Source organism: Paracoccus sp. PAMC 22219 (assembly GCF_000787695.1).
Classification (GTDB): Bacteria; Pseudomonadota; Alphaproteobacteria; order Rhodobacterales; family Rhodobacteraceae; genus Paracoccus.
In genome coordinates, this window is record NZ_BBPH01000265.1 from 1 (window position 1) to 1039 (window position 1039).

Below are 1039 nucleotides of genomic sequence, written 5' to 3' on the forward strand. Positions count from 1 at the left end.
CGCGATGGCGGGCCAGTTCGGGCCCCGGCGCTGTCGGCGCGGCTGGCGGCCATCGCCAGGTCCGATGCGGAGCGGGTGGCGGCGCGGGCCGCGTCCGACAGCAGGCGTTCGGCCTCGCGCCGCGCATCGCGGGCGGATTTTTCGGTCTGGGCGGCGTGGCCAAGGGCCGCGCGGGCGTCCTCATGCGCGTCGCGGGCGACGTCGGCGCGGTCGCGGGCATCGTCGGACTGGGCGGCGATCCGCGCCAGCGCGTTCACGTTCTGCAGGTGCAGCGCGGCTGACGAGGCGGCCTGCCCCGCCATGACCCGCAACCCGTCCCACCGGAACAGATCGCCCGCAGGCGTGACCAGCGACTGTCCCGGCAACAGCGCGGGTTGCAGCGCCGCGCCCTGCCCCGCGTCCAGCACCAGCCCGGTCTGCGACATCCGTCGCGCCAGCAGGTCGGGCCCGCGCACATGCGGCGTCAGGGGCTGCGCGCCATCCGGCAAGGGCTGCGTCGCGTCCCAGACCGGCAGGTCGTGCCAGCCGGTCCCGTCCTGGGTCACCCCCGCGCGCAGGTCGTCGCCCAAGGCCGCGCCGAACGCGGCCTCGTATCCGCGGGCGACCTGAACCCTGTCCAGCAGCGTCGCGCCCCCTGACTGCCCACGTTCGACCAGCCGCTGCAGCGCGGTGCGTTCGGCGGCAAGGGCCGCGGCCTCGCCCTCGGCCTCGGCGCGGGCGCTGCGGGCGGCGGCCTCGACCGCCTCCAGATCGGCCCGCGTGCCTTCGGCCTGGGCCAGCGCGTCCTCGGCCCCATGCGCGCGGTCGCGGGCCTGGTCCTGCGCGGCATCGGCCCGGTCCAGCGCGGATGCGGCCGCCTCTCCGGCGGCATTGGCTTGGGCCACGGCCTCCGCCGCCTCGGTGGCGGATCGGTCGGCGCGGTCGAACATCGCGCGCAGGTCACCCGCCAGGCGTTCGGCGGACTGGTGGCGCGCGGCCAGGCGGGCGGATTCGTCGGTCAATTCGGCCAGCCGCGCCTCGATCTCGCCGCAGCGCCTCG

General features: G+C 77.2%; 1 pseudogene. It reads right to left on the reverse strand.

Annotated features, from left to right (window positions below):
* Positions 1 to 1039: pseudogene (locus TY51_RS22970) on the reverse strand (chromosome segregation protein SMC); the annotation flags it as partial.